Origin of the sequence: Halomonas sp. ANAO-440, from assembly GCF_019915905.1 — a bacterium.
Taxonomy (GTDB): Bacteria; Pseudomonadota; Gammaproteobacteria; order Pseudomonadales; family Halomonadaceae; genus Halomonas; species Halomonas chromatireducens.
Genome location: NZ_JAHXBV010000004.1, coordinates 155,291 through 169,309, shown reverse-complemented (window position 1 = coordinate 169,309; position 14,019 = coordinate 155,291). Strand labels below are relative to the sequence as shown.

At 65.1% G+C, this 14,019-nt stretch carries 14 protein-coding genes; 7 read left to right on the top strand and 7 right to left on the bottom strand.

Annotated features, from left to right (window positions below; all coding sequences use genetic code 11):
- The first annotated feature begins 55 nt into the window (after positions 1 to 55).
- Both nosP and KZO25_RS04035 read left to right on the top strand, forming a co-directional pair.
- Positions 56 to 1,240 (top strand): nitric oxide-sensing protein NosP, encoded by a 1,185-nt coding sequence (gene nosP / locus KZO25_RS04040; RefSeq protein ID WP_223135971.1) that lies wholly within the window; start codon positions 56 to 58, stop codon positions 1,238 to 1,240.
- Positions 1,230 to 3,818: a PAS domain-containing hybrid sensor histidine kinase/response regulator gene (locus KZO25_RS04035; protein WP_223135970.1), complete on the top strand. Its 2,589-nt coding sequence runs from the start codon at positions 1,230 to 1,232 to the stop codon at positions 3,816 to 3,818. The genes nosP and KZO25_RS04035 overlap by 11 nt, the downstream gene beginning before the upstream one ends.
- On the opposite strand, the gene KZO25_RS04030 is transcribed toward KZO25_RS04035, so the two are convergent.
- Positions 3,800 to 4,480 carry a response regulator gene (locus KZO25_RS04030; RefSeq protein ID WP_223135969.1) on the bottom strand — a complete coding sequence of 227 codons (681 nt, stop codon included), beginning with the start codon at positions 4,478 to 4,480 and terminating at the stop codon, positions 3,800 to 3,802. The genes KZO25_RS04035 and KZO25_RS04030 overlap by 19 nt on opposite strands.
- Positions 4,481 to 4,506: 26 nt before the next feature.
- A complete protein-coding gene (locus KZO25_RS04025) occupies positions 4,507 to 5,109 on the bottom strand; it encodes a rhodanese-like domain-containing protein (protein WP_223135968.1) in 603 nt (200 codons plus the stop codon).
- Between the two features lie 131 nt (positions 5,110 to 5,240).
- Between KZO25_RS04025 and KZO25_RS04020 the strand changes: the two genes are divergently transcribed.
- The 3 genes from KZO25_RS04020 to KZO25_RS04010 are packed head-to-tail and all read left to right on the top strand — an operon-like array spanning position 5,241 to position 7,658.
- Positions 5,241 to 6,227 (top strand): ABC transporter substrate-binding protein, encoded by a 987-nt coding sequence (locus KZO25_RS04020; protein WP_223135967.1) that lies wholly within the window; start codon positions 5,241 to 5,243, stop codon positions 6,225 to 6,227.
- An 11-nt stretch (positions 6,228 to 6,238) separates the two neighbouring features.
- Positions 6,239 to 6,985: an ABC transporter permease gene (locus KZO25_RS04015; protein ID WP_234292545.1), complete on the top strand. Its 747-nt coding sequence runs from the start codon at positions 6,239 to 6,241 to the stop codon at positions 6,983 to 6,985.
- On the top strand, positions 6,978 to 7,658 hold the full coding sequence (locus KZO25_RS04010; RefSeq protein ID WP_223135966.1) for an ABC transporter ATP-binding protein: 681 nt from the start codon (positions 6,978 to 6,980) through the stop codon (positions 7,656 to 7,658). The genes KZO25_RS04015 and KZO25_RS04010 overlap by 8 nt, the downstream gene beginning before the upstream one ends.
- 3 nt (positions 7,659 to 7,661) lie before the next feature.
- Here the strand turns inward: KZO25_RS04010 and KZO25_RS04005 are convergent, their stop codons facing one another.
- The 5 genes from KZO25_RS04005 to KZO25_RS03985 are packed head-to-tail and all read right to left on the bottom strand — an operon-like array spanning position 7,662 to position 11,924.
- Positions 7,662 to 8,468: an ABC transporter permease gene (locus KZO25_RS04005; protein WP_223135965.1), complete on the bottom strand. Its 807-nt coding sequence runs from the start codon at positions 8,466 to 8,468 to the stop codon at positions 7,662 to 7,664.
- Positions 8,465 to 9,187 carry an ATP-binding cassette domain-containing protein gene (locus KZO25_RS04000; RefSeq protein ID WP_223136122.1) on the bottom strand — a complete coding sequence of 241 codons (723 nt, stop codon included), beginning with the start codon at positions 9,185 to 9,187 and terminating at the stop codon, positions 8,465 to 8,467. The genes KZO25_RS04005 and KZO25_RS04000 overlap by 4 nt, the downstream gene beginning before the upstream one ends.
- 2 nt (positions 9,188 to 9,189) lie before the next feature.
- Entirely contained in the window at positions 9,190 to 10,173 is a 984-nt protein-coding gene (locus KZO25_RS03995) for a YVTN family beta-propeller repeat protein (RefSeq protein ID WP_223135964.1), read from the bottom strand.
- Between the two features lie 35 nt (positions 10,174 to 10,208).
- On the bottom strand, positions 10,209 to 11,393 hold the full coding sequence (locus tag KZO25_RS03990; protein WP_223135963.1) for an ABC transporter substrate-binding protein: 1,185 nt from the start codon (positions 11,391 to 11,393) through the stop codon (positions 10,209 to 10,211).
- 36 nt (positions 11,394 to 11,429) lie between these two features.
- Positions 11,430 to 11,924: a copper-binding protein gene (locus tag KZO25_RS03985; protein WP_262488835.1), complete on the bottom strand. Its 495-nt coding sequence runs from the start codon at positions 11,922 to 11,924 to the stop codon at positions 11,430 to 11,432.
- A gap of 316 nt (positions 11,925 to 12,240) precedes the next feature.
- Between KZO25_RS03985 and pedF the strand changes: the two genes are divergently transcribed.
- Both pedF and KZO25_RS03975 read left to right on the top strand, forming a co-directional pair.
- Positions 12,241 to 12,711: a cytochrome c-550 PedF gene (gene pedF / locus KZO25_RS03980; RefSeq protein WP_262488834.1), complete on the top strand. Its 471-nt coding sequence runs from the start codon at positions 12,241 to 12,243 to the stop codon at positions 12,709 to 12,711.
- 320 nt (positions 12,712 to 13,031) lie between these two features.
- Positions 13,032 to 14,015, top strand: coding sequence for a substrate-binding periplasmic protein (locus KZO25_RS03975; RefSeq protein WP_262488833.1), 984 nt, complete (start codon positions 13,032 to 13,034; stop codon positions 14,013 to 14,015).
- Positions 14,016 to 14,019 lie beyond the last annotated feature (4 nt).

Genomic DNA, 14,019 nt, shown 5'->3' with positions numbered 1-14,019 from the left:
GCTTTGCATCAAGACATAGACTGAAAGCCGGACCTTGGATCGAGAGAGACCAGCCATGCCAATGCCATTAGCGGTCTCGGAAGTGGATGCCCCGCAGGATGCGTCGCTGCGTGTGGCCCAGTCCTCCCTCCGCGATCCGGAGCGGGCGGCACAGTACCTCGCCAGCCAGCTGCTTCACCCCGACCTGGAGGGGGTGCTGTTCTTCTGCTCTGCGGAGTATGACCTGCCCGCCCTGGCCACTGCCCTGAAAGCCCACCTGGAGGGCGTCAAGATGTGTGGCTGTACCACGGCGGGGGAGCTGGGTATCGATGGCTACTCTCGGGGTTCCATCGTGGCACTGGGTTTCGACCGCCGTGCCTTTACCCTCGACTACCGCCTGATCCATGAGCTGGATCGTTTCACGCTGATCGATGCCCAGTGTATTACCGATCAACTGTTCGATCACTGCCTGCGCCATGGCGTGGCTCCGCTGAAGGGGCACACTTTCGCCATGACCCTGCTCGACGGCCTCTCGGCCTGCGAGGAACAGGTGCTGCTGACCCTGACCTCGGTGCTGGCGGGTATTCCTCACTTCGGCGGCAGCGCCGGGGACGACAATCGCCTGACCGGAACGCATGTCTATGGCGAAGGCACCTTTCACGCCCAGGCGGCGGTCGTGCTGATGATCAACACCGCGCTGGATTTCGAGGTGCTCTCGACCCACCACCTGCGGCCCCGCGGCGAGAAACTGGTAGTGACGGCCGCCGACAGCGAGGGGCGCAGGGTGCTGGAGCTCAACGCCGAGCCTGCTGCGCAGGAGTATGCGCGACTGGTGGGCTGTCCCGTCGAGGCGCTGGGCCCTGAGGTGTTCGCCCGGCATCCGTTGGCAGTCAGGCTCCATGACAAGACCTATGTGCGTGCCATCCAGGGCGTCAACTGCGACCTCAGTCTGAACTTCTACTGTGCTGTGGAGACCGGCATCGTCATGACCGCCATGCAGGGCACGGACCTGCTGGAGGATCTCGCCTGCGAGGTTGAGGCCATCGTCGAGCGCCTGGGGCCGGCTGAATGCATTCTCGCCTGTGACTGCTTCTTGCGTCGCCTGGAGCTCGAGCAGGCGGGGCTGCAGCCGGCCGCCGGGGAGTTCTATCGGCGCCAGCGTATCCTCGGCTTCAACACCTATGGTGAGCACTGCAACGGCCTGCACTTGAACCAGACCTTCAGCGGCGTCTTCATCGGTCGGTCCCGCCATGATCTCTGAACGCGAACGTGAGCTGGAGCGTCAGGTTGCCAAGCTCGAGCGCATCAACGCGGCCCTGATCGAGCGGGTTGAGTCGAGCAATCTGCCGCGCATCGCGCCCTATGCCGCCTTCGAGCATGCCGCTCTGCTTGCCGAGCAGGTCCGCGAGCGCACCCGCGCCCTCAACCAGACCCTGGATGAGCTGCGTGCCAGCAATAGACTGCTGGGCGAGGCTCGCAAGCGCGCCGAGCAGGCCAACCAGTATCTGGTTGACGCCATTGAAAGCATTACCGACGCCTTCGTGCTGTTCGGTGCCGACCAGCGTATACAGCATTTCAACAGCCGCTTCGCCGAGTTCTGGCGACCGGCCGGTATCGAAATTCGGGCCGGCATGTCGCTGGAGGAGCTGCGGCGGCTGGCGCTCACCTCCGGGCTGGTCGTCAAGGAGCAGCTGAAACAGCGTGAGGGGCGCACCGTCTATCAGCTGCACGACGGCCGCTGGGTGCAGGTCAACCAGCGGCCGATCTGCGGTGGGGGGCGCGTGTTCCTGTATGTGGATATCACCGAGCTCAAGCGTCATGAGCACGCCCAGCGTGAGCATGCCCTGGCCCAGAAGTCGCGCCTCTTGCAGGCCACCCTCGACAGTCTCTCCCAAGGCGTGGCGGTGATTACCCATGGCGGCCAGTTGGAGATGCACAACCAGCGCTTCTCGCAGCTCACCGGCCTCGGTGGGCTGATGCTGCCGGTAGCGCTGGCGTCTCTGGAAGCCACCAGTGAACTGCTCGACCCGGCGGATATGCAGGCGATACTGCCGGCCTGCGAGCGCCGCCTCAGCGATGGACGCGTGGTCGAGGTACGCGGCCATCCCATGCCTGGCGGCGGCCAGGTGCTCACCTATACCGACATCACCGAGCGTATTCGGCAGGCCGAGGCGGTGGCCGAACGGGAGCGCTGGATTCGCACCATCACCGATCAGGTGCCGGCAATGATCGCCTACCTGAATCGTGAGTTGTGTTACGTCTTCACCAACCGCGTTTACGAGGAGTGGTACGGCTGGCCCCACGACCTGCCATTGGGCTCCACTCTGGGTGACCTGCATTCGGCGGAGCACTGTGCGCGGCTGATGCCGTATCTGCAGCGCGTACTGGCCGGAGAGCGTATCAGTTTCGAACTGCCCGAGCAGAACGTCGCCGGCGAACAGCGGGTGTTGCTTCGCGCCTACGTGCCGCACCGCGACAGCGATGGCAGCGTCATCGGCTTTTTCGTGCTCGTCCGCGACATCACCGAGCAGCGCCGTACCGCCGAGGCCTTGCACCATGCCTACCAGAACCTCGAGCAGCGTGTGCGCGAACGCACCGCGGAGCTGACCCGCGTCAATGCGCAGCTGCGCGGAGAAATCGAGGAGCGCCTGGCAGCCGAGTGCCAGCTGCGCGAGGCCAAGACCGAGGCCGAGGCGGCCAATCTCTCCAAGACCAAGTTTCTCGCGGCGGTCAGCCATGACCTGCTGCAACCGCTCAATGCCGCGCGGCTGTTCGTGGGGGCGCTGGTGGAGCAGGAGATGTCGGCGACCAACCTGGAGCTGATCCAGCAGGTGGGTCACTCGCTCAAGGATGTGGAGACACTGCTCGGCACGCTGGTGGACATCTCCAAGCTGGATGCCGGGGTGATCACGCCCGAGATGGCTCCCTTTGCCATCCGTGATCTGCTCGACGGTCTGGCTCGGGAGTACCGTCAGGTGGCGGCCAGCGAAGGCCTGGCGTTCCATTACGTTCCGTCATCGGCGATCGTCAGAAGTGATATCTCGCTGATGGCCCGGGTGATACGCAACCTCTTGAGCAACGCCATACGCTACACGCCAGGCGGCCATTTGCTGCTGGGCTGTCGGCGTCGCCGGGAGGGGCTGGAGATCCAGGTACTGGATACCGGTTGCGGCATTCCCGACGAGGAGCGTGAGCTGATCTTTCAGGAGTTTCGGCGCCTGCAGACCGCTTCGGCTCGGGATCGTGGCCTGGGGCTCGGTCTTTCCATCGTCGACAAGATCTCGCGCATGCTGCACCAGCCGGTACGCGTGAGCTCGCAGATCGGCCGCGGCACCCTGTTCGGCGTGCTGCTGCCCTATGCGCAGCAGCTCCCGGCCGGCCAGCCCCGGCCGGTGGTCGTCAGCGGGGTGGGGCGGGAGCTGGCCGGGAGATGCCTGTGGGTGGTGGACAACGATCCGGCCATCTGCCTGGCGATGCGCCACCTGCTGGAGCGTTGGGGTTGCAAGGTCATCGTGGCCGAAAGCGAAACTCGCCTGTCACAGCTTGCCTGCCTGGCGGAAGAGGGCGCCGATGCGCTGATCGTGGACTATCACCTGGACCATGAATGCAATGGCCTCGATCTGGCGGAGCGTATCAACGCCATGCGCAAGCGTCCGCTTCCGGTCCTGGTGATCACTGCCGACCATAGCCGTGAGCTGCGCCAGCAGGTTCGCTCGCTCGGATTCCAGCTGCTCAACAAGCCGGTCAAGCCGTTGCGGCTGCGCACCACGCTGCAGCAGTTGGTGGCCGATGCCCCGCTCGAAGCCACCGCGGGGGAGCTTCAAGGCTTGCGCAGGTAGCGGCTGAAGTCGATGTCGCTGGCCGAGAGAATCGCCTGCACGCGGTTGCTGACCCCGAGCTTACGCAGGATGGCCGAGACGTGGGCTTTCACCGTGGTTTCGGCGATGTTGAGATGGTAGGCGATCATCTTGTTCGACTCCCCACGGGTCATATGCTCCAGCACCTGCAGTTGCTTGCGGGTCAACGTTTCTAGCTGCTCCGGGGTGATGCTGCGCTCGTTCGGCTCCTGTGGGCGGGTGTTGCTGGCACGCATGATATCGGAGGGGAGATAGATGTTGCCTTCGAGTATCTGCGTGATGGCCTTGATCAATTGCTCCTTGGGGGATGACTTGGTGAGGAAGCCCACGGCACCGCAGGAGACCGCCTGCAGCATGACGCTCTTGTCCTCCTCGGCGGAAATGATCGCTACCGGAATGGTGGGCGATTCGTTGCGCAGCTGAATCAGCCCGGTCAGGCCGCTCATGCCGGGCATGTTGAGATCGAGCAGGATCAGGTCGAGATCCTCTTCGTCGGCGGTCAAGGCCAGGGTCGCTTCCAGATTCTCGGTCTCCAGCAGCTCGCTGCCGGGGAAGCCAGCGCCGACCACCCGCGCGATTGCCTCACGAAACAGCGGATGGTCGTCGGCGATCAGGATGCGATAGGCAGGAGTAGGCTCATCCATCTTGTTGTTATCCTCGTGGCAATGCTTCAGGGAGACTCGGCTTTGGCAAAGGGTGGTGGGCTTGGCGTGGCGGTCTCCAGGAGGTGGCCGGCGGCTTCCCAGCTGTCGATGCCATCACGATACCAGTAAAGTCGTTGAAATCCCGCTTCGGCAAGGCGCTTGACGGCGTTCCAGGATAGCCAGCAGTCGGAACGGCAGACCACCACGATTGGATGGCTCATGTCATTGCCGCTGGCGACGGTGACCTCGTTGAGCAGGTAGCCCACCCAGTCATGACGGCTGTAGTACCAATCGTCCCTCAAATGACCCAGCCCTGTGTTGGGGAGCCAAAGTGCGCCTGGCAGCGAGCGGTGGGGCTCGGTCTGCAGGAACCGGCCGTGGTGAAAGGTGAGATTGATCACATCCACCGGCAGCGCTGGCGGCGTGGCATTCAACAGGGCCACGACCTCACCCGTGTCCACCGTGGCAGCGCCGGGTGCCGTCTCGGGGGTGGGGCTGCGGTAGCGGTCGATGCGATAGCCTTGCTCGGAGAAGAGCAAGGGGTCATCCATCGCTGCCGAGGCGAGGGGGAGTGTCGAGCAGAGCGCTGGCAAGAGCAGCGTGGCCAGATGCCGCTTCGCGACCACCATGGGCATGATCCTGTGGGCTGATGCTCCTATGGGACCGTCTTTTATACGGCATCGGAATTGCACCTTTGTCGCGAGGTGACAGGCACGAAAGTACTATTCTGCCGCGGCGGGTAGCCCCCTAGGCTGACCACATGACATTACGCACCCCGCTTACACCCCTTGCGCTGGTACGCACCCTGATCGTCGTACTGCTGCTGGGAGGTGCCGAATCCCTGCATGCCGAGCTGCCGACGCTGCGGCTCAGCGTGCTGCAGTTCGGCACCGCCCACTGGGAGCTCGATCACCTCAAGCGGCATGGCTTCGATCGAGAGGCGGGATTCGACCTGCAGGTACGCCTGGTGGCCAACCTGCCGGCCTCGCGCATCGCCGTCTCCAGCGGCGATGTGGACGGGGCCGTGGTCGACCTGACCTGGGCCCAGGCCCGCCATGAGGCCGGTCAGTCCTTTCGCTATCTACCCTACTCTTCCCAGCTGGGCGATGTGCTGGCGGCACCGGGGCAGGTCATCCGCGATATCGAGGATCTGCGCGACAAGCGCATCGGCGTGGCCGGCGGCCCCGACAGCAAGAGCTGGGTGCTGTTGACACGTGCGGCACAGGCCCGGGGCATCGCGCTGGAGCGCGAGGCCCGGGTGCAGTTCGGCGCGCCGCCGCTGCTGAGCCAGTCGCTCAAGCGCGGCCAGCTCGATGTACTGGTGACCTTCTGGCATTTCGCCGCCGAGCTGACGGCCGCGGGCGACGCCGAAGTGGCGCTGCCCATGGCATCGGTGCTGGCTAGCCTGGATATCCCCACGGGGCTGCCGATCCTTGGCTATGTCTTTCACGAGGCTTGGGCGCTCGAACAGGAGGCGTTGGTGACGCAGTTTGCCCGCGCCGTAGCGCATACCAAGCGGGAACTGCGCGACGAGCCGGAGCACTGGGCGGCCCTGCGTCCGCTCATGCGTGTCAGCGACGATGACCACTTCGAAGCGCTGCGCCAGGGTTACGTGCAGGGCATTCCCGAGCCGCTGGACGCGCCGCGTATCCAGGCGCTGCAGCGGCTGCTGGAACTGGCCGGCGTGAGGCCGGGCGAGACGATGCCCGCGTCGCTGTTCGTCCAGGCGCCGAGTGACGAACGGTGAAGGCGTCGCCGTTGGCCTACTGGGTCGTCCTGCCACTGCTGGTGGTGTTCTGGTGGCTGATGGCCTGGCAGCTCGACACCTCGCTACTGCCTTCGCCGCTGGCCGTACTGCATACCCTGCAGCATGAGGCGGCCAGCGGTGAACTGCAGCGTCACCTGGCGATAACCCTGCAGCGGGTGGCGATCAGCTTCACCCTGGCCATGGCGTTGGGTGCCCTGGTGGGTATCGCCATGGGACGATTGCCGCTGGTCAATGCGCTACTCGACCCGTTGCTGGTGCTGCTGCTCAACCTGCCGGCGCTGGTGCTGATCATCCTGCTCTACGTCTGGTTCGGCCTGGTGGAGGCCGCCGCGATACTCGCGGTTGTCATCAACAAGATACCCAACGTGGCCGTCACGCTGCGTGAGGGGGCGCGCAGCCTGGATCCGCGACTGGAACAGATGGCCCGGGTCTACGCGTTCTCGCCCGGCCAGCGGCTGCTGCACGTCTGGGTGCCCCAGCTGTTTCCCTACCTGATGGCGGCCACCCGAGGCGGCCTGGCGCTGATCTGGAAGATCGTCCTGGTGGTCGAGCTGCTGGGGCGCTCCGACGGGGTCGGTTTCCAGCTGCACCTGGCCTTTCAGGTCTTCGACGTGGCCGGCCTGTTGGCCTACAGCCTGGCCTTCATTGCCATCGTGCAGCTGATCGAGCTCGTCATCCTGCAACCGCTGGAGCGGCGTGCCTCGCGCTGGCGCCGCTCGGGAGCCCAGCATGCTTGATTTCGCCACGCCTCCCGACCATCCCGTCCTGTCGCCCATGACGCTGCGCATTCACCACGGCGACCGCATCTGCCTGCTGGGCCCTTCCGGCACAGGCAAGACCACGCTGCTCAATCGTCTGGCCGGCCTGGAGACTGGACAGCCGCGCCCTGCGCTGCGCATCGGCTACCTGTTCCAGGAGCACCGCCTGCTGCCCTGGCGCACGCTGCACGACAACCTGCGGCTGGTCGGTGTACGCAGCGACCAGGTGAGTTCGCTGCTGGCGCAGGTCGGACTCGACGGCTATGGCGCACACTTTCCCGACCAGCTCTCGCTGGGCATGGCCCGGCGTGCCGCGTTGGCGCGCTGCCTGGCGGTGAGCCCCGAGCTTCTCCTGCTGGATGAGCCATTCGCCTCCCTCGATCCACACCGGGCGGCCGAGCTTCAGGCGCTGATTCGCGAGCTGCTCGACCGGACGCCGCGTATGGCCATGATCTGTGTCACCCACGAAGTGCGCGATGCCGCGGCCCTGGCCAACCGCGTCTGGTATCTGTCCGGGCGGCCCGCCCGCCTCGAGCATGACGAGGCGGTGGACAATCACCCCGATGCAGTTGCCGGTCTGGCCAGGCGCTTGGAGGCGCTGGGCAGAGGGGCCGCCGCCGATGCTGCGCTGGCCGGCGGAGCCCCGGTCTAGAGTCTAGCTGAGGTGTGCGCCCAGTAGCCGCGTACGCTGGGGCTGGAAGCCGCCGATGGCCAGCGCCGAAAGGGCTAGGGTCACGCCGAGGGTGATGGCCACCGCCTCGCCGTTCCACTGCCCGTAGAGGGCAAAACGCACCAGCTCCACCGCATGGGTGAAGGGATTGAGCTGGCACAGTTGGTAGATCCAGGGGCTCGCCTCCTGCATGCGCCATAGCGGATAGAGCGCCGAGGAGAGGAAGAACATGGGAAAGATCACGAAGTTCATCACCCCGGCGAAGTTCTCCAGCTGCTTGACCCAGGTGGCGATCAGCAGGCCCAGGGCACCCAGCATCAGCGCGGCCAGCAGCAGCGCCGGCAGCACCGCCAGGTAGCCTTCCAGGGGTGGGCGCACGCCGACGCCCCAGCGGGCGATCAGAAGGAAGACATAGACCTGGATGACCGAGACGCTGCCCATGGCCAGCAGCTTGGTCAAGAGCAGGAAGGGGCGAGGCAGCGGGCTGGTGAGCAAGACGCGCATGGAGCCCAGCTCACGGTCGTAGACCATGGAGAGCGCGCCCTGCATCGAGTTGAACAGGATGATCATGCCGCACAGGCCGGGCACGATATAGGTCTCGTAGGTGATGTAGGTCACATAGGGGGGAATGATCGATACCCCCAGCACCATGCGAAAGCCCGCGGCGAACACCACCAGCCACAGCAAGGGGCGCACCAGGGCGCTGGCAAACCGGGTGCGTTGCTGCCAGAAGCGCAGCCACTCCCGCTTCTGCACCCCGACGAAGCAGTACCAGTAGTCGCGCGGCGTCATGCGAGTGCCTCCCGGGTCAAGGCGTTGAAGGTGTCGGTGAGGCTGATGCCACCGTGTCGTCGGCAAAGCGCATCGCCCGGCTCGTCGGCCAGCAGGCGCCCGCGATGCAGCACCAGAACCTGGTCCTCCGGCGCGATCTCCTCGATGAGATGGGTCGCCCAGAGCACGGTGACCTGGCGATCCCGGCATAGCTGGCGAACGTGGGCACCGAGGGCCGCTCGGCTGTCGAGATCGAGCCCGGCGGTGGGCTCGTCGAGCAGCAGCAGGGCAGGGCTGTGCAGCATGGCACGGGCGATCTCCACCCGCCTGCGGTGGCCGCCGTTGAGCCGGCGTACCGGCATGCGGGCATGTTCGGTCAGCCGCTGGCGCTCCAGCTCCTCGCCGCAGCGTCGCCGACCCTCACGCGGCGACATGCCGTGCAAGGCCGCATGGTAGAGCAGGTTCTGGCTCACGCTGAGGTCAAGGTCCAGGGCGTTCTGCTGAAAGACGGCCCCGATATGGCGCATCACGGCGGCGGGCTGATGCCTTAGCGACCGCTCGCCGAGACGCAGGTCGCCCTGCTGCAGGGCGAGAAGGCGGGTCATCAGGCCGAACAGGGTCGACTTGCCGGCCCCGTTGGGCCCGAGCAAGGCGTGGAAACGACCGGAGGCCAGCGTGAAGCTGACCTCCTGCAGGACGGGCTGGCGCCGATAGCGATAGCCGATGCCCCGGGCTTCCATGATCACGACTCGGTACCCGAGGTGATGCGCACGCCCCAGGGGAAGCGCCCCACGCTGATGGTCTTGACCACCTCGAGCTTGTCGACGTCGATCACCGAGACATCGCCGCTGACGCCATTGGTGGTCAGCAGGGTCTTCTCGTCGGGGCTCAGCGCCACCTGCCATACCCGGGCGCCCACCAACAGGTAGTCGAGCACCTCGAAGGTCTGAGCATCCACCACCGCGATGTGATTGGCCGGCCCAAGGGCGACGAAGGCATAGCGACCGTCGGAGGTGAGCTGTATGCCGACAGGCTGGACGCGGTCCTGGTTCACGCCGGGGATGCGAAAGTCGATGGTGTGAATCTCTTCGAGGCTCTCCACATCGATGATATGCACGGTACCGCCGATCTCCGCCGAGGCCCACAGCAGTGCATCGTCGTGGGTGAACTCCACGTGGCGCGGGCGGGCGCCGATGACGATGTTCTTCTCGATCTCGAAGGTCTCGGTGTTGATCCAGTGCAGCATGTTGGAGGTCTCGCTGGTGTTCACCGCCCAGCGGCCGTCGTAGCTGACGCCCATGCCTTCTGGCTCGATGCCCACTTCGATCTGTGCCAGCACGCGCTTGGTTTCCACGTCCAGCACGGTGACCAGGGCGTCATCCTCGTTGGCGATATAGAGATGCCGGCCGTTGGGGTGCAGGGCGAACTGCTCGGGATCCTCGCCGGAGGGCAGGGTGTCGATGACCTGTCGGGTTGCCAGGTCGAGGATCTCCACGGTGTCGTCGTCGCTGGCGCAGATGTAGAGCAGGTCTTCGTCGGGCGACAGCAGAATGCCCCGCGGGCGCTGGCCGACGGCGATCGTGTCGATCACCTCGAGGGAGGCCATGTCGATGACCGAGATGGTGTTGTCACGCTCATTGGAGACATAGGCCAGGCTTTGGGCCCATAGCGGTGTGGAGAGGCCCAGGGTCAGGCAGAGGGTGGCTACGCGGGTGGTGATTTTCATGGTCGGTTCCTTCGGTGTAGGTCGGGGAGCGGGACTCAGTCGCGCAGGCGGCAGCGGCTTTCCGGGCGGTCGTAGCCCAGGGTGTCGAGCTCGGTGTGCTGATGCAGAAAGCCTTCGAAGGGCGCCATGCCCACCAGGCTGTTGGGGTGGGCGAGAGGCACCGGCTGGCGCAGCTGACCGTTCCATTCGCGGAAGCTGAGCGGACGACCCTTGAAGGCGGCCAGTTCGAAGTCGTCGCCGAGCAGGTAGTCGCGCAGAGTTGGCATGTCGTCGCTTTCGGTACGGGTCACCGCCTCGCCCACGGCGCGTATCGCCGCCCAGGCGGCATAGTCGGTGCCGGTCATGTGGCGTTCGGCCTGCTTGTGGAAGCGGTTCTGCAGCTGTGCCGCTCCCCAGGCTTCCACGGCGGGGTGCCAGGCATCCGCCGCCATGCCCTGGGTGCCGGCCACGGGACGAGGCAGCCAGGTATTGAAGGGCACGAAATCGCCGAAGTCGTTGCGCTCGTCGGCGACTACCACCACGTCATAGTCGGGCCCCTGGGTGAACAGCGGCAGCTCGGCGGACGCGTTGCGACGCATGTCGGCCTCGAAGGTCCACTCCTTGTCGGCGACCACCCGCAAGGCGAATTTCTCGGCGGATCGGCGGAAGGCATCGGCCCAGGCCTGGTCGTCTTCAGACTGGCCGCTGATCAGGAACACCGAGCGCCAGCGCCGCCAGCTGAGCCATTGGGCCAGGGCATCGGTCAACATGGCGTGGCTGGGGGCTGTATGCAGCAAGTAGGGTGAGCAGTCGTCGAGGCGCAGCGACACATCCCGGGCCCCCGCGTTGAACAGCAGGGCCTGGTCGCCGTTGATCTCGACGGCCTTGCGCAGGGTCTGCGCCGGCACGTTCAGCACTATCAGGCCGATATCGTCCTCGAGCATGGCCGAGAGCGCTTCCAGCAAGGCGTCCTCGCTGGCGGCAACCATGCTCTCGAGTTCATGGTTCTGGCCGAGGAAGCGGCCAGTGCTCATGTTGTCGCTGATCCCCAGGCGGGCGCCCTGCAGGCCCGAATCCTCGGGCTCGGGGGTCAACTGGGCCAGTGCCGGGCCGCGATCGGGCTGCCACTGCAGGTAGCCATATCGCAGGCTCATCTCGTCGGCATTGGCCAAGGGGGCCAGCAGCCAGCCACCTAGTGCCAGTCCGTAGACAAGGCGTCGCATGTGCTGGGAAGTGTCCATGACATCTCCTGGTCGAGAAGGGTCGAAAACGGGGCATCACTGCACGACGAAGGTGCCGGTCACGCCCCGCTCCTCCAGTCCCGCGCAGGCCCATTCGTAGGTGCCGGGGCGGATGGGCACGAAGAACAGCTCGGCCTCGCCTTCACGCTCGAACTCCAGCTCGGTCAGGGTGGGTGCCTTGATCTCCACGTTGCCCACCTCGATCTTGCGCAGCCAGGCATTCTTGAAGAAGCCGGGGGCCACCCAGGCGCACTCCTGCATGCCCGTGGCTTCGATCACCAGCCGGTAGGACTGGCCGGTTTCCAGTTGATGCTCACGCACCGACACCCCGAGCATGCTCTCGCCGGTGCCGATCACCAGGCGCTCCAGGCGCTCGGGCCGGTTGGCCAGGTCGCCGGCCGCCAGGGCCGCGCCGGTGGTGAGGCTCAGGGCCAGGGCCAACAGCCCCATGGCGGCAGGGCGGCGTGCGGTGGGACGCTTGCGGGCAGGGACAGTACGGCAAGGGAGAGTACGGCAAGAGGTGGCGGACATGTTGTTGTTCTCCTTCGGGTTGCAGGACAGCCGACCGTGTGGCCATGCCGTCAAGTTCAGCACTTCGCGCCGTGCCGTCCCATGACACCATGGGGCCCTTGTTCTCCTTCCAAGGGCGTAAGACGGGAGCAGGGGGAGAAGAGAGGACTAGTACCAAGGGAGGACGTCGAGAGGCCGGAAAGTGGCGCTGCGCACGCTGCGCTGCGCTACCTAGACTCCACTCACACCGCTGCAGACCAGCGACCTGCGGCCTTGCTCGACAGCCGAATCTCACGACTACGACGTCTCACAACAACTCACAACGACAGGTGCCCTCATGCGAACCATGACCTCCCTTACTCATGCTCTAGCCCACGCCCTGGTCACTCCCGTGCGCAAGACCCTCGCCATCTGCGGCGCCTGCCTGCTGCTGGGCGCTTCAGGTACTGCCCTGGGGCATGGCGATGTCACGCCGCAGGAAGTCGATACCAAGGGGTTGCCCGATCTGGGCGAGTCGCCGCTGATGGAGAACCCCTTCCGTCCCGGCAATCAACACGACGACTACCATGAGCTGGCCATACAGGTGGGCGAGAGTGGTTATGGCGGCAACTGTGCCGTCTGTCACGGCATCCAGGCCATGTCGGGGGGGCTGACGCCGGACCTGCGCAAGCTCGAGGAGTGGGATGACGAGTTCTACCTGGAGCGTGTCATCAAGGGCACCGAGCGGGGCATGCCCGCCTTTCGGGAGAATCTCGACCAGACCGCCATCTGGGCCATCAAGAGCTACATCGAGTCGGTGACGCCCTGAGGGAAACACTGCACAAATGCCTGCGCGAGCGAATCGCTGCGTTGCGCGGTGCCGAAGCGTCGGACCGGCGGATCCTCACATATACCCCATATGCTCCGGTTGACTCGAAACCTTCGGTTTCTCGCTCCTTCGGAGCCATCCAGGGGATGTTTGTCGCTTCGCTCGGTTCTGTGCTCCGTGCGCCTTGCGACCCACAGGGATGTGGGAAGTGCGTTGGTTCGTCGGGAACGAACCTAGCCGCTTCATCTCGCTCGTCGATTTGTTCAGCGTTTCCTGAGGGAAGCCGTTGCCACCAGTCATCGTCTGGGAGAAAGCTCGCCATGTGGAAACGAACCTTGATCTTGCTGTTGCTCATGCTGTTCCAGGCACCGGCCTGGGGGGAGGGGCTGGCACCGCAGGTGCTGCGCGTTGCCGTGGGGGAGGTGGTGGGGAGCAATCCCAGCGCCGAGCTGTTCCGGCGCCCGGCGCTGCGTAACCTCGATGAAGTGATGGCCTCCGGGTATATCAACATCGGGCTGTACGAGGATTTTCCCCCCTACTCCTATATTGACGAAGCGGGTGAGGCGCAGGGTATTGATGTAGAAATCGGGCGCGCCATCGCCGATGGGCTGGGCCTGGAATTCCGTCCCTTTTGGATCGAGCCCGGCAGCAGCCTGGGGCGAGATCTCGGCAACAATGTCTCCCGTGGACACTACCTGCGTCCGACCCAGGTGGCCGATGTCATGCTGCGGGTCCCCTACGACAGAAACTTCTCCTACCTGCGTGACTCCACCGGTGAGTACATCAACAAGAGCGTGGTGATGTTCGGCCCCTACCAGCGCGAAGAGTGGGGCATCGCCTACGATGCTGGTCAACTCGATGGAGAGGCGACGCTGGGCAGTTTTCGTAGTCAGCGTATCGGTACGGAATACAAGACCCTTCCTTCTACCTACCTGACCGCCGTGATGGGTGGGCAACTGCGCGACAACGTTCGCCACTATCGCAACGTGGGCGACGCCTTTGCCGCCATGGCCCGCGGCGAAGTGGCAGGTGTCATGGCTATCCGCGGGGAGCTCGAACATTACCTGGCACACCATCCGGCACACGACTTCCGGCTTGCCGAGCCACTGCTGCCCGGCATCTCTCGTCAGCAATGGGATATCGGCATGGCCGTTCGCCACAACCATCGCCAGTTGGGCTACGCGGTCGAGGCGATAGTGGATCGCGCGGTGCGCGACGGCAGCCTCGATGACATCTTCCAGGCCCATGCCCTCGAGTATCGCATGCCCGATTTCTACGCCGAAGTTCTCGGCCCGGCGGAGTAACCGT

What these genes read in the sequence shown, in the direction of transcription:
- nosP (WP_223135971.1), top strand. Translation starts at nt 56, where the DNA reads ATGCCAATGCCATTAGCGGTCTCGGAAGTGGATGCCCCGCAGGATGCG.
- KZO25_RS04035 (WP_223135970.1), top strand. Translation starts at nt 1,230, where the DNA reads ATGATCTCTGAACGCGAACGTGAGCTGGAGCGTCAGGTTGCCAAGCTC.
- KZO25_RS04030 (WP_223135969.1), bottom strand. Translation starts at nt 4,480, where the DNA reads ATGGATGAGCCTACTCCTGCCTATCGCATCCTGATCGCCGACGACCAT.
- KZO25_RS04025 (WP_223135968.1), bottom strand. Translation starts at nt 5,109, where the DNA reads ATGGTGGTCGCGAAGCGGCATCTGGCCACGCTGCTCTTGCCAGCGCTC.
- KZO25_RS04020 (WP_223135967.1), top strand. Translation starts at nt 5,241, where the DNA reads ATGACATTACGCACCCCGCTTACACCCCTTGCGCTGGTACGCACCCTG.
- KZO25_RS04010 (WP_223135966.1), top strand. Translation starts at nt 6,978, where the DNA reads ATGCTTGATTTCGCCACGCCTCCCGACCATCCCGTCCTGTCGCCCATG.
- KZO25_RS04005 (WP_223135965.1), bottom strand. Translation starts at nt 8,468, where the DNA reads ATGACGCCGCGCGACTACTGGTACTGCTTCGTCGGGGTGCAGAAGCGG.
- KZO25_RS04000 (WP_223136122.1), bottom strand. Translation starts at nt 9,187, where the DNA reads ATGGAAGCCCGGGGCATCGGCTATCGCTATCGGCGCCAGCCCGTCCTG.
- KZO25_RS03995 (WP_223135964.1), bottom strand. Translation starts at nt 10,173, where the DNA reads ATGAAAATCACCACCCGCGTAGCCACCCTCTGCCTGACCCTGGGCCTC.
- KZO25_RS03990 (WP_223135963.1), bottom strand. Translation starts at nt 11,393, where the DNA reads ATGGACACTTCCCAGCACATGCGACGCCTTGTCTACGGACTGGCACTA.
- KZO25_RS03985 (WP_262488835.1), bottom strand. Translation starts at nt 11,924, where the DNA reads ATGTCCGCCACCTCTTGCCGTACTCTCCCTTGCCGTACTGTCCCTGCC.
- pedF (WP_262488834.1), top strand. Translation starts at nt 12,241, where the DNA reads ATGCGAACCATGACCTCCCTTACTCATGCTCTAGCCCACGCCCTGGTC.
- KZO25_RS03975 (WP_262488833.1), top strand. Translation starts at nt 13,032, where the DNA reads ATGTGGAAACGAACCTTGATCTTGCTGTTGCTCATGCTGTTCCAGGCA.